Raw genomic sequence first — 21,020 nt, forward strand, 5'->3', positions numbered from 1 at the left:
CGTGTTCTACTTCCGGGTGAAGTCCTTCGGCACGGGAACCCCCGCGGCCTTGTCGTCCGTCCAGGCGATGTTGAGAATCCACCAGCGCCGCCCATCGAAGACGAGCTGCAAGCTGTTGACGCCCGTGGTCATCACCGGCCCGTCCGCGGTTTCACGCGTCTCATACGCGCTCAGCACCTGGACCATGTCTCCATAGCCAGACGCCTGCCGGCGCGTCTCCTTCTCGAAGAAACCCCGCTTGTCGAAGGCCACCGCGGCGGAGGTGGCATAGTCATCCGGTGTGAAGGGCGTGGCCGCAGGCCCCTTGCCGTCCTTCGGGCGGCGGATGGGAATCATCTGCGCGCTCGGGTGGAAGAGGGCGCGGAAGCGCTGCCAATCGCGCGCCTGGCCCGCCGGGCCGCTGATGACGTCGTACAGCGCGGCGATGAGGGAATCGATGGAGCGCACGTCCTCGGGGCGAGGCGCGGGTGCGTGCTGGAGCGCGCTCCGGGTTCGCTCGGCGGCGTCCTTCATCGGGTTGGGTGTGGAGACGGGCGGTTTCGGGGACGCAGGCGCCTGCGCCAGGGCGGAGGGCGCGGCGAGCAGGGCGGCGGCACAGGCGGCGACGAGCGGGCGCGGCATGGTGTCTCCACGGTGGCGGGAGGTTGCGGCCCACGAGGCTACTCCGGGCCGCGAAGGAGCGCTGTCGTCACCTGTTTCGCGCTTCACCGGGGGCCCGCGCGCAATCGGTGGAAGCGGGGGAGGCCGTCCGTTAGGGTGCCAGTCCATGGTACGACTCCTCCTGACCTCCCTGGTCCTGACCCTGGCCTCCCCCGCGCTCGCGGCGGAGACGCTCACCATCTACTCCGGCCGCAACGAGAAGCTGGTGGGCCCGCTCCTCAAGAAGTTCACCGAGAAGACGGGGGTCGAGGTGAAGGTGCGCTACGGCGAGACGCCGCAGCTCGCCGCCACGTTGCTGGAGGAGGGCGCGAAGACGCCCGCCGACGTGTTCTTCGCGCAGGACGCGGGGGCGCTCGGCGCGCTGGCGAAGGCGGGGCAGCTGCAGGCGCTGCCTAAGGAGACGCTGGACAAGGTGGATGCGCGCTTCCGCTCGCCGCAGGGCGTGTGGGTGGGCACCAGCGGCCGGGCGCGCGTCGTGGCCTACAACACGAAGAAGGTGAAGGCGGACACGCTGCCCAAGAGCATCCTTGGCTTCACGGATGCGAAGTGGAAGGGCCGCCTGGGCTGGGCGCCCACCAACGCCTCGTTCCAGTCCTTCGTCACCGCGCTGCGCCTGCTCAAGGGCGACGAGGCCGCGACGCAGTGGCTCAAGGGCATCCAGGCCAACGCGCCGCGCGTCTACAAGAACAACGCGGCCATCATCGAGGCGCTGGGGCGCGGTGAAATCGACGCGGGCTTCGTGAACCACTACTACCTGTACTCCGCGAAGAAGAACAAAGCGGACCTGCCCGTGGCCAACTACTTCGTCGCGGCGGGTGACCCGGGCGCGCTGGTGAACGTGGCGGGCGTGGCCATCCTCAAGGGCTCCAAGAACACGGACGCGGCGAAGAAGCTGGCCGCGTACCTGCTGGACGCCGAGGCGCAGACGTACTTCGCGCAGGAGACGTCCGAGTTCCCGCTGGTGTCTGGCGTGAAGCTGGCCGAGGGCCTGCCGGCGCTCGACAAGGTGGGCTCGCCCGACCTGGACCTGTCCAGGCTGGATGACCTGCGCGGCACCGTGAAGCTGCTCCAGGATACTGGCGTCCTCTGATGCTTCGTCGTGCCCCGGTGGGATTATGGGTAGCTGGCGTGGCCATGGCCGCGCTGGCGCTGGTGCCCGCGATATACCTATGCGTGCGCGCCGCGGAAGCGGATGCGGACGCATGGGGCCTGCTGCTGCGAGACAAGACGTGGGGCCTGCTGGGCCGCACGTTGGGGCTCGCGGCGGCGGTGACGGGCTGCGCGGCGCTGCTGTCGCTGCCGCTGGCCTGGCTCACCGCGCGCACGGACCTGCCGGGGCGCCGTCTGTGGACGGTGTTGTTGTGTGTGCCGTTGGCGGTGCCCACGTTCGTCAGCGGCTACGTGCTGCTGGCGGCGTTCGGCGTGGGCGGCGCGCTGGAGGAGCCCTTGACGCGCTGGGGCCTTCCGGTGCCGCCCGTGTATGGCTTTCCCGGAGCGCTGCTGGCGCTGACGGTGTCGACGTATCCGTACTTCTTCCTCGCGCTGCGCGCCGGGCTGCTGTCCCAGGACCCGGCGTGGCTGGAGGGGGCGAGGAGCCTGGGACTCACGCCCGCCCGGGCCTTCTTCCGCATCACCGTACCCCTGCTGCGTCCTGCCTTCGCGTCGGGCGCGTTGCTGGTGGGGCTGTACGTCCTCTCCGACTTCGGCGCGGTGGCGCTGGTGCAGTATGACGCCTTCTCGCGCGCCATCTACGTGCAGTACGAGGGCGCGTACGACCGCAGCTACGCGGCGCTGTTGGGCCTGGCGCTGGTGTCCGTGACGGTGGGCGTGCTGGCCCTGGAGTTGTGGCTGCGCGGCCGTGCGGGCTACCACCGCAGCGCGAAGGGCGCGGCCCGGGCTTCCTCGCTCGTACAACTGGGCCGCTGGCGCGTGCCGGCGCTGCTCTTGTGCGGCGCGGTGGTGGCGGTGGGCGTGGGGCTCCCGGTCGGCGTGCTCGTCTATTGGGGCGTGCAAGGGCTGTCGGTGGATTCGGGGCCGATGATGGGGCCCGCGTGGAACTCGGTGAGTGCTTCCATGCTGGGCGCGGTGGCGGCGGTGGTGGGCGCGTTGCCGCTGGCCTTCCTCGCGGTGCGCTACCCGAGCCGCCTCACGGTGGCGCTGGAGCGCGTGTCCTACGCGGGTTATGCGCTGCCGCCCATCGTGCTGGCGCTGTCGCTCGTCTTCCTGGGCGTGCAGACGGTGCCCTTCCTCTACGGCACCTTGGTCATGCTGGTGTTGGCCTACGTGGTGCGCTTCCTGCCGCAGGCGGTGGGCGTGGTGCGGGCGTCGTTGCTTCAGCTCAACCCGCACCTGCCGGAGGCCGCGGCGTCGCTGGGCCAGCCTCCGTCCGGCGTGCTGCGCCGGGTGACGGCGCCGCTGCTACGGCCCGGGCTGCTGGCGGGCGCGGCGCTCGTCTTCCTCACGGCGATGAAGGAGCTTCCAGCCACGTTGCTGCTGGCGCCCATCGGCTTCGAGACGCTCGCCACGCGGGTCTGGGGCGCCACGGCCGAGGGCCGCTTCGCCGAGGCCGCGCTGCCGGCGCTGGTGCTGATGGCCGTCTCCACGCTGGGTGTGGGGCTGCTGGTGTCGCAAGAGGGCAGCTCGTCCCCGAGTTAAGCCAAAGCGCCCGGGCTCGCGGGAACGCGGTAGGGTGCGCCGCCCGCCATGCCTCTGCTTTCGCTCGACGACGTCACCCTTCGTTATTCCTCCAGCGGTACCGCCGCGGTGGACAGCCTGTCCCTGGCGGTGGAGCCCGGCGAAGTGCTGGCGCTGCTGGGCCCGTCGGGGTGTGGCAAGACGACGACGCTGCGGTTGGTGGCGGGCTTCGAGCGCCCCAACAGCGGCACCGTCACGTTGGAAGGCCGCACCCTGGCCAGCCCTGGCGCCTTCGTGCCGCCCGAGCAGCGCAGCGTGGGCATGGTGTTCCAGGACTACGCGCTCTTCCCGCACCTGTCCGTGGTGGAGAATGTGGCCTTCGGCCTCACCGCGATGCCGCGCCAGGAAGCCCGCGCCCGCGCGAGCAACATGCTGAAGCTCTTCGGCCTTGAGGGCTTCGAGTCGCGCATGCCGCACGCGCTCTCGGGTGGGCAGCAGCAGCGCGTGGCGCTGGCCCGCGCGCTGGCTCCCGGGCCGCGGGTGCTGTTGCTGGATGAGCCCTTCTCCAGCCTGGACAGCGCGCTGCGGGCGTCCACGCGAATGGAGGTGCGGCGGGTGCTGAAGTCGCTGGGGGCCACGGTGATGCTCGTCACGCATGACCAGCAGGAGGCCATGGCCTTCGCGGACCGGCTGGCGGTGATGCGGGCGGGCAAGGTGGAGCAGGTGGGCACGCCGGAGTCCGTCTACGCCACGCCGCGAACGGCCTTCGTGGCGTACTTCCTGGGCGGCACCAACCTGCTGCCGGGTGTGGGCTTCGGCAATGGCGCCCGGACGCTGCTCGGCATCCTTCCGGTGACGGGCGCGCCAGCGAAGGGCAACGTGCTGCTGTCGCTGCGGCCAGAGGCGATGCGATTGGTGCCGGACACGGATGGCGTCGCGTTGGGCGGCGCGCTGCGAGCGGAGGTGCTGGCGCGCGAGTTCCAGGGCCCCGCCGCCGAATTCACCGTGGCGTGCAACGGCCTGGAGCTCACCGTGCGCGGCGCGCCGGACCTGCCGCTGCGCGCGGGCGACCGGGCGAGGCTGGAGGTGGTGGGCCGCGCGATGGTGCTGGAGGACATTCCGGACTGAGCCTGGCTGTCCCCCGGGCGGCCGGACGGCGTACGCTGGGTGTGGGCCGAGGCCGCAATCACCCGGGCCCCTCATGCGTAGAGGTAGGTATGAACATCGCAGGCCTTCGTGGAATGGGGAGCCGTTTTTTCCGATACGTGCGCGACCCGCACGTAGCGCTCTGGCGGAAGCTCGCTGGCGTGATGGCGGTGGTCTACTTCCTGTCGCCCGTGGACGCGCTGCCGGACGTCATCCCGGTGCTCGGCTGGCTGGATGACCTGGGCGTGTTGTCCGCCGCCGCCTTCTTCATGGTGCGCGAGGTGCAGCGCCACCAGATTGTCATCGCGGGAGAGGATGCGCAGCCGGGTGTCGCCGCCCCGGCGCGCAGCAAGACGGTCTGAGTCGCCGGGCCCCATGGCGCGAGGGGTGAGAGTCTCTTGCCGGGCCCCGGGCCCCCGTGGTTTGTGCGCCAGGAAGACTGTTGCACGGAGCCTGGATGTCCGGTTCGCAGGGAAGTGTCGTTCTCATCACCGGTGCGTCGTCCGGCATCGGCAAGGCGTGCGCGGAGCTGCTGAGCGCGCGTGGCCACATCGTCTACGGCACCAGCCGCCGTCCCGTGGAGGCCGCGCCGCCGGGTTACCGGATGCTGGAACTGGACGTCACCCAGGATGACTCCGTGCAGCGGGCCGTGGAGACGGTGCTGTCGTGTGAGGGCCGCATCGACGTGGTGGTGAACAACGCGGGTCATGCGCTCGCGGGCGCCGCCGAGGACACCTCCATCGAGGAAGCGCGCGCGCAGTTGGACGCCAACTTCCTGGGCGCGCTGCGCGTGTGCAAGGCGGTGCTGCCTTCAATGCGCGAGCGGCGCTCCGGCCGCATCATCCAGGTCAGCTCCCTGGGAGGGCAGGTGGGGTTGCCCTTCCAGTCGCTCTACAGCGCCAGCAAGTTCGCCCTGGAGGGCTTCACCGAGGCGCTGCGCCAGGAGGTGGCCGAGTTCGGCATCGAGGCGACGCTGGTGCAGCCCGGAGACGTGCGGACGCAGCTCACCCAGAACCGCGTGTGTGTCGCGAAGGCGGGCGCGGGCTCCGTGTACCAGGAGCGCTTCGAAGTCGTGCTGAAGGCCATTGAGAACGGCGAACGCGAGGGCCTCGCCGCCGAGGACGTAGCGAAGAAGGTGCTGGAGGTGATGGAGCGCGGAGCGCCTCGCGTGCGCTACCCGGTGGCCCAACTGGTGCAGCGCGTGGCGGTCGTGGCGAAGGCCGTGCTGCCCTCGCGCACCTTCGAGCAGATGCTCATGTTCATCTACGGCCTGCGCCGCCGCTGACCGAGGCTAGAACCTGCCCACCATCGACACGCCCGTGCCCCCGCGTGGCGTGGTGAGCGGTGCCAGCGTCACCTGGGGCGCGTCCGGGAGGTCGAAGTCCCGGGTGAGGTACGTGGTGAGGGCCAGGCCGCCCAGCACACCGACGCCGCTGCCCACGAGGATGGCGTCTCCCGCGTCATTGCCCGCGGTGAGGTAGAGGGCGCTCGCGCCCACCAGCCCGCCGAGGATGCCGCCCGCGTCGATGAGGAGCATGCGGCCTCGGGACACCGGCACATACTTCGACAGGATGGCCATCGACAGGATGCCCGCGGCCGTGGCGCCCAGCTCGACGGCGAAGAAACGCTTCAAGTCAGTGTTGTCCGAAGTCGCCAGGAACAGCGCCGTCACCGCGCCCGCCCAGAGGCCACCCGAGTTGGCCAGGGATACCTGTCCGGAGGTGGGGTTCACCAGGTGCGCCAGCAGGACGCCCACGCCGGTGAAGCCCGCCCCGCCGAGGATGGCGGCGCCAAAGGCATGGTCACCATCCAGGTCGAAGGCGAGCAGCGTCGCGATACCGAACCAGAAGCCCCACACGGTGCCGGAGTTGATGACGGCGGCCTGTCCGTCCGTCACCCCGCCCCGGGTGAGCAGCAGCGAGCTGGCGGCGCCCGCTCCGGCGCCCAGCAGTGACACCGCGGCGTAACCCTGGCCGCTACAATGTCCGATGGCGCACAGGAGGATGCCTTGTGCGACCCCGTGCATCGTCTGCACCACGACGAGAGAGGCACGCGCGGCGCTGGAGTAAGGCTCTCGCCCCATCTCGCTCGCGGCGGCGGTGGCCAGCCGCCCCCCAGGCGCGAGCCGTGTCCGGGAGAGCCGGGCCAGCTCGGTGGCATAGGGGTGCTGTGGACAGGCCGCGAGCACTCGCTCGAACAGCTCCAGCGCCTTCGCGTCGTTGCCGCTCACGAGCGCATCGAAGCCAGCCGAGTAATCCGCCTCGGAGCTGGCTGCACAGGCATCGGGCGTGGACACCAGGGGCGGCGCGGTGACCGTCTCCGGTGCCGTGGCCTCGGAAGACGGCGGAGCCTCCGGGGGCTGAGCGGAGAGCGTGGCAAGCAGGATGAGCGTGGCGAGCGTCATGGCGCCCGGCACTGTATGCGAAGCGCGGCGGCGGCATGTATCAGCCATGCCGCCGCCTTTTCGCGGTGCGTCAGCGCGCGGCCAGCGTGTCGACGTGCTCGCGCAGGGCCACCTCGTTGCCCAGCCGGCCGTTGAGCCCGGCGAGCGGCTTCGCGGCTTGCTCGATGCGGCCCCGGGTGCGCGGTCCTGCTGCGGCCAGCCACGCTACGCCCAGCGCCAGCTCCGCCATCTGTGCATCGCCGCTCAGGCTGGCGGCCAGGGACATCAGGGCCTCCACCGCCTTCTTCACCTGCGCACCATGCAGCGGATGGCTGCTGGTGATGCCCTCGCGCAGCAGCGTCAGCAAGGCCAGCGCCGTGGCACGCGCCTGTCGCACGGGCTCGGAACCCTCGCCGGTGCCTTCCCAGAGCCCGTTGGCGAGCTGCCGGGACAGCAGGCTCTCCGCGCCCGTGTCGACACTGCCCTCGGCCGCCGGAGCCTCGTCGCGGTACGCGTCGGATTCCTCGAGCTCTGCCTCCTTCAGCGAATCTGGAGGCTGACCGCCGCCGAAGAAGTTGGAGAGGATTCCTCCCTTTTGGCGCTTCTTTTTCATGGCGTCGGCCTTGCCCTGTTCACGCCGCTCGCTCCTCATGATCATCCAGTCCGTGGTGCCGCCATCGGCATCCATAGAGGGCGCGCTCTGCGCGGGCGCGGGCGCGGGCGGGGTGATGCGCCGTACTTGAATCAGCGGACGAGCCCCAGAGGCGGGCGCGGCGGCCGACGGGGGCGGCATGGCGCCACGCGCGGCCATCCGTCCGCGACGGGGGACGGCGCCACCGAGCGCGGCCTCCTCCTCCTTCTGCGCGCCGAACATGGCCCAGCCCGCAGGGGCGTTCACGGGGATGACGCGCGTCTTCGCCTGTCCCGAGTTCCGCCGGTCGCCCTTGCGCTCCTCCACCACCACGAACGAGGTGTACCGGGTGACAATCTGGTGCGCGACGGCCAGTTCGACGATGCGCTGTTTCATGGACTCCGCGCGGCGTCCGGTGAGCTGCGCGGCCTCCCAGCCCCGGATGCGCTCGGCGGCCCACAACTTCTCCACCGCCGGCCGGTCCGACACCGCGGGCAGGTCCACGCGGACGGTGAGCGAGAAGGGCTCCCGTCCTGAGCGCCCCCGCAGCGTCACCGTGCCCGTCCCGGGCGAGGCATAGCGGCCCAGCAGCGTCCAGGGCACGCCATCCACCAGGGGCGGCAGCTCGGCGGGCGCCAGCTCCGCGCACTCCACGCCATCAAAGTGGACTTCCAGCTCGGTGACACGCGGAGCCAGCGCGCGGGAGAACTGCGCCACCACCTTGTCGTCGATGCGCTCGCCCGGGTGGATGAACTCCACGTCGCCGCACGTCTGCTTCGCCATGTCCCGTAGCAGCACGTCGCTGACGTTGGTGCCGATGCCGAACGAGTACACCCGTGCCGTCTTCCGCGCCTCGAGCACGGCGCGCAGGATTTCTGACTCGTTGCCCACCTGTCCGTCCGTGAGCAGCACGATGACGCCGTCGGGCGCCGCCTGCACCGCGGCGCGCATGGGCGCGAGCAGCTCCGTGCCGCCATCCGCGTTCAGCGCGGCCACCCAGCGGTCCGCCTCTTCGAGCGTGCGCTGCGTGAAGGGCACGGGCTCGGGCTGGAACGACCGGAACCGATTCTCGAACGCGATGACGTTGAACCGGTCGCCCTCGCGCAGGTGGCGCAGGCACAGCCGGAGCGCGGCCTGGGCCTGGGGCAGGCTCTCACCGGCCATGGAGCCGGAGACGTCCACGACGAACACCACCTCCTGCTTGGGCGGCGCGGAGGCCATGGCCAGCAGGTCCGGCACCACGGTGAGCGCGAAGGTGCCCGGGCCTCCCTCGCCCTTGCGGTGCGTGACGAGCGGCGTGAACACCGCGCTGCTGTCCGGGCTGCGCAGGCTCAGCACCAGGTCTCGGTCCAGGGACACCTCGCCGCGCGAGAAGCCGACGCGCACGCGGGTGCCTTCCTCCCGGGTGGTGGTGATGGCGTGGGACGGGCTCTCCACCACCACCTCGCGGCCCAGGTCCACGAGCAGGTCCATGCGCAGGCCGTAGTGCACGTTGCCCACGGGCGGGGTGATGCGGTCCGCGTCCGGCACCTGGGCCGTGGGCTCTTCACTGCCGTGGCCGGTGCGGTCGCCCGTGGTCGCGCCGGGGATGTAGCGGGGCGCCACCAGCGTGGGGAGCATCCAGCGCACGCTGCCTTCCTCGGCGGTGACGGCCTGGAGGAACTCCACCTCCACCACGGTCTCCTCATATGGCAGCAGGTTGCCCACCTGGGCGGTGAAGACGTTGCGGCGCTCCTCGTCGAGCAGCGCGGCGCCATGGCCGGCCGTGACGGCGTCGTCGTAGGTGCGGAAAGCTTCTTCACGCTCTCGCACCACGCCTTCGATGCGCCGCCCGGCGCACGTCATGGAGAAGGCGGACAGCGTGCCATCCGAGGGAAGGGGGAAGGTGTAGATGGCCTCCACCGGCTGGTACTCCTCGTTGCGGTAGCGCTGGCGAACGCGGACGCGCGCGTGGCCACCGAGGAGCTCGCCCGTGACTTCGACACCTTGGAGGGGGACCTGCGTGCCGTTGCGCGTGTACAGCCCTGCCTTTTCGATGGTCATGGCTTCTCCCTTTCCTGGAACTCCGCGATGAGGGCGCGAACGCGTTCCGCGAGCGCCCGGGTCTTCGTGTCCGCTGCTTCCGAGACGTGCAGCTCCAGCCCTGGGAGCAGCTCCCAGCGCTCGTAACGATTCAGGCCCGTGGCCGGTCTTCGAGGCGCGTGCTGTGGCTCCACCGGGGCCGGTCCCGGTAGCGGCTGCGCGTGCACCGGGAGCGTGGGTGTCGCGTCCGAGTCGGCGAGCTGGCGCAGCTCATCGAGGCTCAAGCGCTGCAACTCCGCCTGGATGGCATCCAGGGGAAGGAACCGCGCCTGCAGGACGCGGATGGCCTTGAGCCGCACCAGGTGCTCTTCCCCGTACACGGTGTCGGGTCCCCGGAAGGGGGGCGCGGGAAGCAGGCCGCGTTGGACGTAGTAACGCACCGTCCGCGGCGAGACGCCCACCGCCTCGGCCAGCTCCGTCAGCTTCCATTCGCTCTGTGTCTTCGGCGTGCTCACGGTTCAGACAGTAGGACTCGACATTGATAGTGTCAAGTTGCCACTGGCGAATGGGCAGCAGCAGTGGCCAGAGCGCGAGGAACCTCAGCTCAGCGGTATCTCGACAGTGCTACTGCCAAGTCCTGACACCTGGCGCTTGCCTGCTGTCATGACCCGGTGGCGGGCGAAGGGCGCGGAGTTGCTGCGCCAGGAGGTCGCCATCCTGGACCGGCGGCACGCCATCCTCGCCCGGGCGATTGCCTTCACCTACACAGCGCTGCTGTACCTGACGAAGCGGCAGACGCAGCTGCCCGAGGCCCTGCCGGTGGTGTCCTTCTCGGTGGGCGTGTTGCTGCTGGGTGCGACGGCGCTGCTCGTGCTGGCGTCGCTGCGGCTGAGCCGGCGGGCCATCAAGCTGGAGCGGCAGGAACTCTTCGACTAGCGGCTGTCAGGACAGTCCGCCCGCGGGAGGTCCCTCTTCCTCATCCTCGGTGTATCGCCGGTCCTCATGTCCATCGCCGGCCTGTTCCAGGTTGGCCTTCACGCCGCTGAGCGTGCGCAGCAGGTCGAGCGGGATGGGAAGGATGGTGTGGTTGCCACCGGTGGTGATTTCCACCAGCGTCTGGAGGTAGCGGAGCTGGAGGGTGGCCGGGTAGCGGCCGAGGACCTTGGCGGCCATGGAGAGCTTCTCGGCGGCCTGGTGTTCGCCCTCGGCGGCGATGATTTTCGCGCGGCGCTCGCGCTCGGCCTCGGCCTGCCGCGCGATGGCCCGTTGCATCTCCGCAGGCAGGTCGATGTGCTTCACCTCCACGTTGGACACCTTGACGCCCCACGGGTCGGTGCGTGCATCGAGCACCTGTTGAATCTCGTGGTTGATGCGCTCCCGCTCGGAGAGGAGCTGGTCCAGCTCCACCTGGCCCAGGATGGAGCGCAGCGTCGTCTGGGCGAGTTGGCTGGTGGCATAGAGGTAGTCCTCCACCTGGAGCACGGCCTTGTCGGCGTGGATGACGCGGAAGTAGACGACGGCGTTGACCTTCACGCTGACGTTGTCCCGGGTGATGACGTCCTGTGGAGGTACGTCACGGGCCACGGTGCGCAGGTCGATGATGACCATGCGCTCGACGAAGGGGATGAGCCAGCGGAAGCCCGCGCGTTTGAGGCCCACGAAGCGCCCGAGCCGGAACACCACGCCGTTCTGGTACTCGTTGACGATGCGCACCCCCGACAGGAAGAGCAGGAACAGGATGGCGACGGGGATGAGCACTCCGAACAGTCCGGTCAGTTGCATCAGGTCGGTACCTCGTCGACAAAGAGGGTGAGTCCTTCCATGCCTCGCACCACGACGTGTGCGCCGGAGCGGATGGGAGCGGTGGACGTGGCGCGCCAGCGCTCTCCATGAACGAACACCTCGCCGCTCTCCGGTGTCACCGGGGCCAGGGCGGTGCCTCGCTCTCCCACGAGCCCCAGGTCGCCACCTTGCTGGGGGAGCCGCCGCGTCTGCGCGCTCCGGTAGACAACGTAAGCCGCAGCACCTCCCAGTGCCACGGTGGTGGGCACCAGCCACGTCCACGACACGTTGAAGGAGCGGTCCACGAACCACTCCGGGTTGAAGCGGTCCACGAGGAACAGTCCGCCCAGGCCCAGCAGCACCACGCCCGCGGCGCCGAGCAGCCCACTGGTGACGAACAGCTCCGCGACGATGAGGGCCACGCCCGCCAGCATCAGCAGCACCGCGCCCGCGCGAACCGGCAGCGCGGAGGACGCCACCAACGCCAGGACCAGCGCCACCACGCCGATGAGCCCCGGGGCGATGGCGCCTGGATGTGACAGCTCCACCACCAGCCCCAGCGCGGCCACCAGGAACAGCAGGTAGACGATGGCGGGATTGGCGAGTGCGTGCACGGCGCGCTGGGACAGCGTGGGCTCCAGCGTGACGATGTGCGCATCCCGGGTGGAGAGCCGCATGGACTCGCCACCCGCTACCGTCACATGCCGTCCGTCTGCCTGCGCGAGGAAGTCCGCCTCGGTGGGCGTCACGTATTCCACCACGCGCAGTGCCCGCGCGTCGTCCGCGGACACGCTGACGCTGTCACGCACGGCGGAGGCGGCCCACTGCACATTGCGGCCCCGCTGCTGGGCGATGCTTTCCGCGAACGCGACGGCATCGTTCTCCACCTTGCGAGCCATTTGCTCCCCGCCCACGGCCTCCGGGGACTGGCCGGAGGGGCCCACCACCGGATGCGCGGCCCCGATGTTTGTGCCCGGCGCCATGGCCGCGACGTTGGATGCCAGCGCGATGAAGACGCCCGCGCTGCCCGCGTGCGCGCCGGAGGGGCCGACCCAGACGAGCACCGGGACAGGTGACGCAAGGAAGGCCCGGACGATGTGGCGCGTGGCCTCCAGCGAGCCACCGGGGGTGTCCAACCGCACGAGCAACGCGTCATGTCCCGCGGCCGTGGCGCGTGCCACGCAGTCGGACAGGTAGCCGCCGGTGCCGGCGTCGACCACGCCCTCCAGGTCACAGCGAGCCACGGTGGGCTGGCCGTTCCTCGTGGGGGCATCGGCCGCGGACGCGAGCAGCCCCGCCATGAGGACACACAGGAGTGCGGGGGCCGCGAGTCGCCAGCGTGCCCGTTGGTGCATCTCACACCCCCTGGAGGCTGGCCGGGTTGAAGGAAAAGGGGACGATGCCGCGCGGCGGCAGGGGGCGCACGGCCGCCAGGTGCTTGAGCAGTCGCAGGTGGTCCCTGAGCAGCCGGGGCATGAGGAAGTGCTGGCGCACGTGCTCATGTCCGCGCGCGCCCAACAGGTGGGCCTCGTCGGGGCGGCGCAGCAGGTGGAGCATGGCCTCGGCGCATTCCTCCACGGTGTCCACGAGGGCGCCGCCAGTGCCCTCTGGCAGTTGCATGGGAATGCCGCCCACGCGGCCACCGACGACGGGCGTGCTCTTCCACAGCGTCTCCGCGACGACGAGCCCGAAGCCTTCGCGTAGGGACTTCTGGACGACGACGTCGGACACGGCCTGAAGCGCGTTGACCTCGATGTTCCCCACGCCCACCAGGTTGGTGAGGATGTGGATGAGGCTGTCGCCCGCGGTGGCGGCGCGGAGCTCCTCGTACACATCCCAGCCCTCCGGGTCGTCCAGGGCGAGTGAGCCCGCGAGCGCGAGCTGGAGGTCGGGGACGTGGGGACGCACGCGCTGGTAGGCGCGGACGACGCCGAGCGGGTCCTTCCAGCGGTCGAAGCGGCTGACCTGGGTGATGAGCGGCCGGTGGGTGCGGATGCCAATCCACTCCAACACGTCGCGCGAGAGGGCCTCCGGCAGGGGGTGGTTCTTGGGGCTCAGCGGGTCGATGGCGGGCGGGTAGATGCGGACGTCGGAGATGGGGAGTTGCGGTGGAATGAACTCCTGCATCGTGAAGATGGCGGCGTCGTAGGCGTGCAGGTAGGGCGACAGGAAGTCCCAGAAGGCCGGGTTGGGGTGCGAGGTGTCGATGTGGCAGCGCCATATCCAGCGCGCATCGAGATGAGGACTCAGCGCCGCGAGCACGGCGGGCTGCGGGTCGTGGACGAAGACGAAGTCGTAGTTCTCCGAATTCGTGACCAGCCGGTGGGCATTGAGCTGGGCGTTGGCCAGGTAGGTGGCCTTCTCGGGCTCGGTGAGTTCGCCGGGAGCGCCTTGCAGGCCGTTGTGGATGCGCTTGGTGACCTGGAAGAAGGTGTCGTCGCCGTGGATGAGCTTCCAATCCGTGACGATGCCCAGGTCGTTGTAGAGCGGGACCAGGGAGCGGAGGATTTCGGAGACGCCGCCGCCGTAGGGCGTGGAGCTCAGGTGCATGCACCGGGCGCCGCGCAAGTCCTCGGAGAGCCAGTGCAGTTCGTCGAGGATTTCGTCGGGAGCAATCCCACGATAGGTGGCAAGCGAACGCTTGCCGATGTCCACGACGTCCAGCATGGCCTCGGCCTCCCGGGTGTGCGCTCCAGCGCAACGGTGCGCATGGGAAGCGGCATCATCTCGAGCCGCGTGGCTGCCAGGCTGCTACCCGGGACCGGGGGCAGGCGCCCGAAGGTGTGCCCGGGCATCCGCTGGTGGACGTTCGCTGTCGTCGACAGATTGTCGATGGAGGGCACGCTCCCTGGGGGCCGTCCGCAACTCGATAAGGAGGCTACATGCGTCGTGCCGTTCTCATTGCCCTGGGCGTGGCAGTTGCTGCGCCCGCTTGCAAGACCACGCAGCCCGAAGGAACGGAGAACCGTCAGCCCCTGATGGGCCCGGACCAGATTCGCGAGCCCGTGCAGACCGTGCCGGATACCCCCGCGGGCCCCGCGACGCCCCTGCCGGAGACCGACGCGGGCACGCCGGAGACGCAGGAGACGCCGGCGGAGTAGTGCGCGCCCGGACGGTATTCGTCCGCCACGCGTGTGACAGTGACAGCGCATCCAGGCTCCCGCACAGTTCGAGTCCGAAGCGGTACGCGGAAAGAGTCACGGTGCAGGCGACAGTCTACCTGGCGGAGCGGGTCTGGACGTTGGATGCGGCGCGGCCACGGGCCCAGGCGCTGGCGGTGCGGGATGGGCGGCTGCTGGCCGTGGGGACTCGCGAAGCAGCGGAGGCCGCCGCGGGCCCGACTGCGCGCCGGGTGGACCTGGGGGCCGCCACCGTGGTGCCGGGCCTCGTGGACGCACACGCGCCTGGGCGTCCTTCGATGACGCCCGGGGCGGCAGGCTGGCCCCGGGGCTGGACGCCGACTTCGTGGCCCTGTCGGAAGATCCGCTGGAGGGGCCCGCCTCGGCGCTGGTGAAGGCGCAGGTCCTCGCCACCGTGGTCGCTGGCGCGGAGGTGTACCGCGCGCCGTCGCTGGCTTGAGCGCAGCGCCTTGGGGCTCACTCGCCGAAGATGTGCGAGCGCGCCGCCTCGGCGATGGTGACGACGGCGGGGTGGCGAATCTTCCGCTCGACGGTGATGGCGTAGAAGCAGGTCTCGATTTCGTCGGTGCGCCCGATGACGGAGCAGTTGAACTGGCGCTCCACCTCCGCCTCGATGGCGCTGGGCATGGCGAAGACGCCGTGCCCGCGCTGCCCGAAGGCCTGGAGCAGCGCGCTGTCATCGAAGTCGCCCGCGATGACGGGGCGCAGACCCTTGCGCTCGAACCACAGGTCCATGGAGCGGCGCGCGGAGGACTCGACTGACGGCAGCAGCACGGGCGCGCCGTCCAGTGATTGGGGGAAGTTCTCCTTGAGCTCGAGCAGCTTCCCGGCCGCGAAGAAGGACACGCCGCACTTGCCGAGCAAGTGGTTGAACGAGCGCACGCTCACCGGCTCCGAGCTGGGCGCATCCGCGAGCACCACATCCAACTCGTGCAGGGCCAGCGAGGCGAGCAACTGCGGCAAGGGCCCTTCGCGGCAGATGATGCGCAGCGACGGGCCTGCTTCGAGCGCGGGCTTGAGGAGCTGCTCGGCCACCAGCTTGGGGATGACGTCGAGCACGCCGACGTTCAGCCGCAGCTGCTGCCCGGGTGGCAGGCCGGAGACGACGTTCTTCAGCTCGTTGCCCAGGCGGAAAATCTCGTCCGCATAGCGCATCACGGTGCGGCCCACGTCGGTGAGCACCAGCTTGCGGCCCTGGCGCTCGAACAGCTTGTGGCCCAGCGACTCCTCCAGGAGCTTGAGCTGGCTGCTGATGGTGGGCTGCGCCAGGTGCAGCTCCTCGCCTGCCTTGGCGATGCTGCCCGCCCTCGCAACCGTCCAGAAGTACAGGAGGTGATGGTAGTTGAGCCAGCTCATATCCATAGAGATAGTCGAAGTGTTGCAGTTAAACTACCTAATTTTCTTATAGAGCCCCGGCCTTTAATTTCCTCTGCGTCGCGCCGTCGTGTGGGCGCGCTCAACCGGAGGAGGTCCATGGAAGCCATCAGCCTGAACGTGTCCTTTGAATCCCCTGAGCTCGTGGTTACGGCCGAGGTCGTTGAAGCGCGCGTCCGTGGGCACCTGGAGTTGGTGCGGCGGTTGGCGTGGAAATACCGGTGGACCGGCCTGTCGATGGAAGAGCTGGTGGCGGAAGGCAACGTTGGGTTGATGGAAGCCGCGGGACGTTTCGAGGAACGCGGGGTGCCGTTCGCGGCCTATGCCAGCCAGTGGATTCGTGCGCGCATCCGCGCCTACGTGGGCCGCAACTGGAGCATGGCGGGCGGCCGGGCGCCTTGGGTGGTGTTCCAGCTCCGGAGGGAGCGGGCGCGGCTGGAGGCCCGGTGGGGGGAGGGCCACCCGGAGGTGGAGACGCGTCTGGCCGAGGCCTTGGGGAAGCGGGAGGACGAGGTGGCTCGCGCCATGGAGGCGCTGTCGCGGGACGTGTCGCTGGACGCGCCGGTGTCTCCGGACTCGGAGTCCACGCGGCTGGAGGGGCTGATGGCGGATGCCGACTCGCAGGAGGACCTGGTGGACCGGGCGAAGTGGGCGCGGCGGCTCCGGGCGAGCGTGGACGCGGCCTGGCCGGAGCTGGATGCCCGGGAGCGCGCGCTGGTGGAGGAGCGGATGCTGGCGGAGGACGGGGTGAGCGCGGAGCTGCTGGCGCGCCGGTTCGGGGTGACGGCGGTGCGTATCCGGCAGATCGAACAGGGCCTGCGGGTGAAGCTGCGCCACAGGCTGACGGCCGGTCTCACGTCCTGGGACGGGGAGGCGATGTCCCTGGCGTCCTGACGCCTGACCGCCCGGGTGGCGGAGAATGCTGTTGACGGAGGAGGGAGGGGCTCGCTATGAAGGCGCCGTTCCGCGCGGTGCCTCTTACGCCCAGGTAGCTCAGTCGGTAGAGCAGGGGATTGAAAATCCCCGTGTCGGTGGTTCGATTCCGCCCCTGGGCACTTAGCGGAGATGAAGGCCTCTGGACTCCAAAGTCCAGAGGCCTTTGTCGTTTCCGGCGCCATGCGTCACTGCTCCAGGGTGGCGCCCAACACGCGGGCCCGCGCGTCGCGCTGACGGGCACGCCCGTGGAGAATCGCCTGTCGGAGCTCTGGCGCCTCTACGCGCTGCTCTTCCCGGGCAGCTGGGCAGCCGCGAGTCCTTTTGTTCGCGCTTCGTCGTCCCCATGAGCGGGACACGGACGCGGGGCCCGAGAATCGCTGGCGCTGCTGCGCTTCGGCGCGGCTGGAGGTGTGTGATGGGGCGTGCCCTCGGCGGCCCCCCGCGCTTGGACGGAGGCTCACCCGGACCTGGGGGGCTCCAGGGTCCACCGGTCTTCATCGCCTCGCCAGACAGCGGCTCCCTGGTAGGTCCAGCCACCGGACGCAGTCTCTTGTGTGAACACGAAGGCTGTTTCACTGGGGTGGTGGTCTGGGACGCGCAGCGCCAGGCGGCCGGGTGAGGTGAAGGCTTGCGCGTCCTTGATGAACAGGAACAGGTGGCCTTCATGGCGCCCCGTTCTGGGCGCCGTGCTCAATCCGAAGTGGGAGCTGAGCTGCTCCTCCGTGAGCGTCGTGCCCAGCGGAGGTGCCAGCCGTTCGGGTGGAATGACCTCGACGACCAGGGCGACGGGAGAGGTCGTTTCACCAGCCTGGACGGACTCTCGCAGGGGATTGTCGGAGCGGAGCAGCCAGTGCCCGTCTTGCCGGACGAGCCGCTTCACCTGGTAGCGGAAGCCTGTGATTGGGTCGGGGACCTGGACGAGGGCCACCCTCCCATCCAGGGGCCCCGCCCCCGCGGCTTTCGCGTCGCGCATCACCAGCCAGTCACCATCGCGGATGGGGTGCGCGCCTCCGTCCATGGAATCACCAGACGCGCGCACCGCGAACAGCCCTGTGTCTTGCGCTCGGCTCGGAAGGCGGACCCTCTCCGCCTCCGGGGCCTGGTCGATTGAGATGGGGTGCTCCACGGCGCCCGCGGCCGCGCGCAGGCTGGGAAATGCGACCAGTGTCCCCCAGGGCGCGAGGGGGCTCGGCTCGGCCTGAGCCGGGGCCGCGCTCCACCCGTCAGGGCCGAGCGTGAATCGGACGCGAAAGGCCGTGCCCGGCATTCCCGCGGTGGGGCCAAACCATTGGCGCAAGAGGTCCGGAAGTTGATTCTGTTGCGCGCCATCGGGTCGCGCGACGTTGACGGCAATCTTCACGAAGTCGAAATGCCAGCGCGCTCCATCGTCGAGCCGGACCGCTGTCGTTCCCAGGGGCAGGTCCGAGCGCGCACTTCGCTCCGGGAGCTTGAGGATGGGGCCCCGGCTGTTCGAGATGACCCTCGCATCAAAGGCGGAGTCCTGCGCCTGCGCCTGTTGGCGGCGCCGATACTGTGCGAGCCGGTAGTCCACCAGCTCGCGAGTCATGGCCTCGAAGGACTTCTGGGCCGATGGGGCCATGGGGAGGCGAGGGATGAACCGCTCCTCCTCGACGCGGAACCACCTCCCGCCCTTCGTCCACGCCTCAATGGGGTTCGACTTCCAGTACGTGAAGAACCGGGCGGGATTCGGGAGCCGTGGGTCGCCCAGGGCCTTGACCGCTTCGAGGTCCCGGAGCAACTCGGGGGAGCGTTGGAGAATGGCCAGGCATCGCCGGGCAAGCTCGGGCAGCAACAGCCCCTGTTCCAGGGCATCGGCTTCGAGCAGCGCTTCCAGTACGACCATCTTGAAGCACTGGCTCATGTTCGTGAGCTCGAGCTCCTTGAACCAGTCGCGGCCTTTGTCGAGGGTCCGAGCCTCGTCGTCTGTCAGGTCGCCCTCCGACCTCACGAAATCGAACCAACCCGGGTGCGCTTTGCGCAGCGTCGCGGGGGAGTACCCACGACGGTAGAGCTCTCCAAGGGTGGGCCGCAGCCCCCGTGCGTCGCGCAGCTCGCGGTAGACACGCTCGACCTCCTGCCCTCCTCCGGAGAGGAAGTGCCGGAGCATCTCCTTGGCTTCGAGTTCCACTTCCACGGTGCAACCAGCAGGCAGCGCGGGTTGCCGGTCCGAGGTGAGAAAGTCACGCAGGGAGACCGGAGGCTTTCCCACGGCCAGCAAGGTTCGGAGCCGGTCGAGAAACAGCCGGTGATTCCCGACGAAGTCGATGAGGATGACCCGTTCTTTTCCCTCGGCCTTTCGCAGCCCTCGCCCGAGCTGCTGGAGGAACACCACGGGGGACTCCGTGGGGCGCAGCATCACCACGCGGTCGATGCTCGGGACGTCGACGCCTTCGTTGAACAGGTCCACGGCGCAGATAGCATCCAGCGTGCCATTCGCGAGCTGGCGCAGCGACTGGGCACGGTCCGCCGAGCCAGCCCCAGCGTGGACGGCCACGGCGCGAATCCCCTGGCCTCCCAGCCATTGCCGGACGAAGTGGGCATGGGAGATGGAGCAGCAGAACACCAGCGTGCGGCTGGCGGGATGCTTCTGCCACGCACGCCACAGTGTCCGCATGCGTGCTTCCGTCTCAACCGCCTGGGTCAGCAGCGCCACGTCGAAGCGGCGGCTCTTCCAGGGGATGTTCTCGTAGGGCACCGTGTCCTTGAGCCCGAAGTACTCGAACGGTGCGAGCAGTCCCTCGTGGATGCCTTCTCCAAGGTCCGAGCGCCAGGCGAGGTGGTCATCGAAGAGGCCGAGCACATCGCCCTCGTCAGCGCGCTCCGGTGTCGCCGTGAGCCCGAGCATGAACGCGGGCTCCACGCAGGCGAGGATGGCCCGGTAGCTCGCCGCCGTGGCGTGGTGGACCTCGTCCACGATGACGTAGTCGAACGCGGCCGCGAGGCGGAGCGCGTGAAGGTCCTCTGGCCGCGAGAGCTTCTGCACCGAGGCGAAGACCACGTCGCCCGCGAGCTGCGCGCGTTGACCCACGTACCAGCCGAAGCGGAGGTGGTGCTGCTGGCGACGGAACGTCTCCGCTGCCTGGACGAGGAGCTCTTCCCGGTGCGCGAGGAACAGCACGCGGCTCGCCCGCCCCCGCTCCTGGCTGAACTGTTCCACGTCGAGCGCCGCGAGCAGGGTCTTCCCCAGTCCCGTCGCGAGGACGACCAGTGCGCGTTGCCGTCCCTCGCGCCGGCCATGCGCGAGCGCACCGAGCGCCTGACGCTGCAGGCTGTGTGGCTCGCGACGGGGCAAGGGGGCTTCTGGTTCCGTCTCACCTGCGGGGAGGCGCAGTCGGGCCACCGGTGCGCGGCGAGCGTATTGCTCGACCCAATTTGCGTCCAAGGGGGAGGCCCGGCTCCACCAGCCCTCGAATGCGTCCACCACCTCGTTCCAGGCCTGCGGGTCCCGGTCCCGCTCGACGCGCAGGTTCCATTCGACGCCTGTCTTCAAGGCGGCGCGCGAGATGTTGCTCGAGCCGACGTAGGCCACAGCGAGTCCGGTGCCAAGGAAGCGCCAGGACTTCGGGTGGAACGACGTGAGTTGGAGCTTCTCCACCTCCACGACGCGCGCTTCAAAACGGCCACGGCCTGGCTCCGCCTGGAGCGCGGCGTCCTCTTCCATCCAGTCGAGCAGCCGTCGAAGTGCATCCGCCTGGGTGATGGCCAGATAGTCACCCGTGAGGATGCGAACCGTCGCACCCCGGGTGAGCGCGGCTTCCACGGACTCGCGCAGCAGCTCCAGTCCGCTGTCTTGCACGAAGGCCGCCAGGACCGAAATCTCCACCGCATCCGCGAACAGCGGCTCCAGGTGGTGCAGGAACGGGTCGCCGAGGCCTCCCGTGGCCAGGGGCTTGTTTCGCCCGGCGAGGTAGTTGCCTTTGCCTGGAATGACGTGCCGGACTCCGCCGCGAGGGTCGTCCATGTCGCCCTGGAAGCGAGGGATGACGTGCACATGCAGGTGGAGCACCGTCTGGCCGGCCGCCGCGCCCACATTGATGCCGATGTTGTACCCGTCTGGATGCAGCTCGCCATCCAGCCCGCGTTTCACTTCGTCCACCAGCTCGAAGATGGCGCGCTGTTCCTCGGTCGTGGCATCGAACCAGGTCGCGACCCGCCGCCGGGGAATCACCAGCGTGTGTCCCGGGCTCACCGGGAAGCCATCCCGGATGGCGAAAGCGAATGTGTTGGCCGCGACCCACTGCGATTCAGGGACCGACAGGAACGGGGAGTTCATCGTCACGGGGGGCGCTGA

19 protein-coding genes, 1 tRNA gene and 1 pseudogene are annotated in these 21,020 nt (G+C 69.7%); 12 read left to right on the forward strand and 9 right to left on the reverse strand.

Annotated elements, in window-relative coordinates; translation table 11 throughout:
- Positions 1-6: 6 nt before the first annotated feature.
- On the reverse strand, positions 7-621 hold the full coding sequence (locus F8M74_RS09010) for a nuclear transport factor 2 family protein (RefSeq protein ID WP_141255714.1): 615 nt from the start codon (positions 619-621) through the stop codon (positions 7-9).
- A 145-nt stretch (positions 622-766) separates the two neighbouring features.
- On the opposite strand from F8M74_RS09010, the gene F8M74_RS09015 reads away from it, so the two are divergent.
- From F8M74_RS09015 to F8M74_RS09035, 5 genes are all read left to right on the forward strand, one after another.
- Entirely contained in the window at positions 767-1,750 is a 984-nt protein-coding gene (locus F8M74_RS09015; protein WP_141255715.1) for an iron ABC transporter substrate-binding protein, read from the forward strand.
- Positions 1,750-3,315 (forward strand): iron ABC transporter permease, encoded by a 1,566-nt coding sequence (locus F8M74_RS09020; protein WP_141255716.1) that lies wholly within the window; start codon positions 1,750-1,752, stop codon positions 3,313-3,315. Before F8M74_RS09015 ends, F8M74_RS09020 begins: the two co-directional genes overlap by 1 nt.
- Before the next feature lie 48 nt (positions 3,316-3,363).
- Positions 3,364-4,422: an ABC transporter ATP-binding protein gene (locus tag F8M74_RS09025; RefSeq protein WP_141255717.1), complete on the forward strand. Its 1,059-nt coding sequence runs from the start codon at positions 3,364-3,366 to the stop codon at positions 4,420-4,422.
- 113 nt (positions 4,423-4,535) lie between these two features.
- Positions 4,536-4,802, forward strand: a complete 267-nt coding sequence (locus F8M74_RS09030) for a YkvA family protein (RefSeq protein WP_171410333.1) — start codon at positions 4,536-4,538, stop codon at positions 4,800-4,802.
- Positions 4,803-4,897: 95 nt separating this feature from the next.
- Positions 4,898-5,725 carry an SDR family oxidoreductase gene (locus F8M74_RS09035; RefSeq protein WP_141255719.1) on the forward strand — a complete coding sequence of 276 codons (828 nt, stop codon included), beginning with the start codon at positions 4,898-4,900 and terminating at the stop codon, positions 5,723-5,725.
- 6 nt (positions 5,726-5,731) lie between these two features.
- Here F8M74_RS09035 and F8M74_RS09040 read toward each other — a convergent pair whose 3' ends face one another.
- Genes F8M74_RS09040 through F8M74_RS09050 form a run of 3 tightly spaced genes read right to left on the reverse strand, consistent with a single transcriptional unit; the run spans position 5,732 to position 9,991 of the window.
- Positions 5,732-6,892 (reverse strand): hypothetical protein, encoded by a 1,161-nt coding sequence (locus F8M74_RS09040; RefSeq protein WP_141255720.1) that lies wholly within the window; start codon positions 6,890-6,892, stop codon positions 5,732-5,734.
- Positions 6,893-6,914: 22 nt separating this feature from the next.
- Positions 6,915-9,497 carry a VIT domain-containing protein gene (locus tag F8M74_RS09045; RefSeq protein ID WP_141255721.1) on the reverse strand — a complete coding sequence of 861 codons (2,583 nt, stop codon included), beginning with the start codon at positions 9,495-9,497 and terminating at the stop codon, positions 6,915-6,917.
- A complete protein-coding gene (locus F8M74_RS09050) occupies positions 9,494-9,991 on the reverse strand; it encodes a MerR family transcriptional regulator (protein WP_141255722.1) in 498 nt (165 codons plus the stop codon). Before F8M74_RS09050 ends, F8M74_RS09045 begins: the two co-directional genes overlap by 4 nt.
- A gap of 148 nt (positions 9,992-10,139) precedes the next feature.
- On the opposite strand from F8M74_RS09050, the gene F8M74_RS09055 reads away from it, so the two are divergent.
- Positions 10,140-10,412 carry a DUF2721 domain-containing protein gene (locus F8M74_RS09055; protein WP_228560460.1) on the forward strand — a complete coding sequence of 91 codons (273 nt, stop codon included), beginning with the start codon at positions 10,140-10,142 and terminating at the stop codon, positions 10,410-10,412.
- A gap of 6 nt (positions 10,413-10,418) precedes the next feature.
- Here F8M74_RS09055 and F8M74_RS09060 read toward each other — a convergent pair whose 3' ends face one another.
- The 3 genes from F8M74_RS09060 to F8M74_RS09070 are packed head-to-tail and all read right to left on the reverse strand — an operon-like array spanning position 10,419 to position 13,925.
- A complete protein-coding gene (locus F8M74_RS09060; RefSeq protein WP_141255723.1) occupies positions 10,419-11,258 on the reverse strand; it encodes a slipin family protein in 840 nt (279 codons plus the stop codon).
- Positions 11,258-12,613, reverse strand: a complete 1,356-nt coding sequence (locus F8M74_RS09065) for a nodulation protein NfeD (RefSeq protein WP_141255724.1) — start codon at positions 12,611-12,613, stop codon at positions 11,258-11,260. Before F8M74_RS09065 ends, F8M74_RS09060 begins: the two co-directional genes overlap by 1 nt.
- Before the next feature lies 1 nt (position 12,614).
- The gene (locus F8M74_RS09070; RefSeq protein ID WP_141255725.1) at positions 12,615-13,925 is read right to left on the reverse strand and encodes a glycosyltransferase; all 1,311 of its coding nucleotides are present in this window, start codon (positions 13,923-13,925) and stop codon (positions 12,615-12,617) included.
- 215 nt (positions 13,926-14,140) lie between these two features.
- Between F8M74_RS09070 and F8M74_RS09075 the strand changes: the two genes are divergently transcribed.
- From F8M74_RS09075 to F8M74_RS37780, 3 genes and pseudogenes are all read left to right on the forward strand, one after another.
- Positions 14,141-14,359 (forward strand): hypothetical protein, encoded by a 219-nt coding sequence (locus F8M74_RS09075; protein ID WP_140860536.1) that lies wholly within the window; start codon positions 14,141-14,143, stop codon positions 14,357-14,359.
- 101 nt (positions 14,360-14,460) lie between these two features.
- Positions 14,461-14,658, forward strand: a pseudogene (locus tag F8M74_RS37775) (amidohydrolase); the annotation flags it as partial.
- Positions 14,659-14,708: 50 nt separating this feature from the next.
- Complete coding sequence (locus F8M74_RS37780; protein ID WP_239004962.1) at positions 14,709-14,837, forward strand: hypothetical protein; 129 nt, start codon at positions 14,709-14,711, stop codon at positions 14,835-14,837.
- Positions 14,838-14,854: 17 nt separating this feature from the next.
- Here the strand turns inward: F8M74_RS37780 and nhaR are convergent, their stop codons facing one another.
- Positions 14,855-15,754, reverse strand: a complete 900-nt coding sequence (gene nhaR, locus F8M74_RS09085) for a transcriptional activator NhaR (protein WP_141255743.1) — start codon at positions 15,752-15,754, stop codon at positions 14,855-14,857.
- Positions 15,755-15,871: 117 nt separating this feature from the next.
- On the opposite strand from nhaR, the gene F8M74_RS09090 reads away from it, so the two are divergent.
- The 3 genes from F8M74_RS09090 (at position 15,872) to F8M74_RS38640 (ending at position 17,055) form a co-directional block, all read left to right on the forward strand.
- The gene (locus F8M74_RS09090; protein WP_171410331.1) at positions 15,872-16,666 is read left to right on the forward strand and encodes a sigma-70 family RNA polymerase sigma factor; all 795 of its coding nucleotides are present in this window, start codon (positions 15,872-15,874) and stop codon (positions 16,664-16,666) included.
- Between the two features lie 88 nt (positions 16,667-16,754).
- Positions 16,755-16,827, forward strand: a tRNA-Phe gene (locus tag F8M74_RS09095).
- On the forward strand, positions 16,804-17,055 hold the full coding sequence (locus F8M74_RS38640) for an SNF2-related protein (protein WP_368667193.1): 252 nt from the start codon (positions 16,804-16,806) through the stop codon (positions 17,053-17,055). Before F8M74_RS09095 ends, F8M74_RS38640 begins: the two co-directional genes overlap by 24 nt.
- Before the next feature lie 110 nt (positions 17,056-17,165).
- Here F8M74_RS38640 and F8M74_RS09100 read toward each other — a convergent pair whose 3' ends face one another.
- Complete coding sequence (locus tag F8M74_RS09100) at positions 17,166-21,002, reverse strand: DEAD/DEAH box helicase family protein (protein ID WP_216620312.1); 3,837 nt, start codon at positions 21,000-21,002, stop codon at positions 17,166-17,168.
- Positions 21,003-21,020 lie beyond the last annotated feature (18 nt).

This window comes from Myxococcus sp. CA023 (assembly GCF_010998615.1).
In the GTDB taxonomy this organism is placed as follows: Bacteria; Myxococcota; Myxococcia; order Myxococcales; family Myxococcaceae; genus Myxococcus.